Genomic DNA, 611 nt, shown 5'->3' on the forward strand with positions numbered 1-611 from the left:
TGGCGTTCGTTGGGTGTGGTGCCGGATGCGGTGGTGGGGCATTCGCAGGGGGAGATTGCTGCGGCGGTGGTGGCGGGTGGCCTGTCGTTGGAGGACGGGGCCCGTGTGGTGGTGTTGCGTGCACGGTTGATCGGGCGTGAGCTGGCGGGCCGTGGCGGGATGGCGTCGGTGGCGTTGCCGGTGGCGGTGGTGGAGGAGCGCCTGGGGCGCTGGGCTGGGCGTCTGGGGGTGGCGGTGGTGAACGGGCCGTCGGCCACGGTGGTCGCCGGTGACACGGATGCGGTGGCGGAGTTCGTGACCGTATGTGAGGCGGAGGGTGTGCGGGCGCGGCGTCTGCCGGTGGACTATGCCTCGCACTCGGCGCATGTGGAGACACTGGCAGCCGAGCTGGAGGAGGTCTTGGCGGGTATCCGTCCCCGGGCGGGTGTGATTCCGTTCTACTCGACGGTGGAGGCCGCGGCGATCGACACGGCGTCGTTGGATGCGGGGTACTGGTTCGGGAATCTGCGTCGGCCGGTGCGGTTCCAGGAGACGGTCGAGCAGCTGCTCGCGGATGGTTTCCCGGTGTTCGTGGAGGCCAGCGCGCACCCGGTGCTGACAGCTGCGGTCCA

Annotated in this window: 1 protein-coding gene; it reads left to right on the forward strand. The window is 70.4% G+C overall.

Features of this window, described 5'->3' with window-relative positions; translation table 11 throughout:
* A partial coding sequence (locus IE248_RS37080) for an acyltransferase domain-containing protein (protein ID WP_190033154.1) occupies positions 1-611 on the forward strand: 611 nt, incomplete at both ends.

Origin of the sequence: Streptomyces goshikiensis, from assembly GCF_014650555.1 — a bacterium.
Classification (GTDB): domain Bacteria; phylum Actinomycetota; class Actinomycetes; order Streptomycetales; family Streptomycetaceae; genus Streptomyces; species Streptomyces goshikiensis.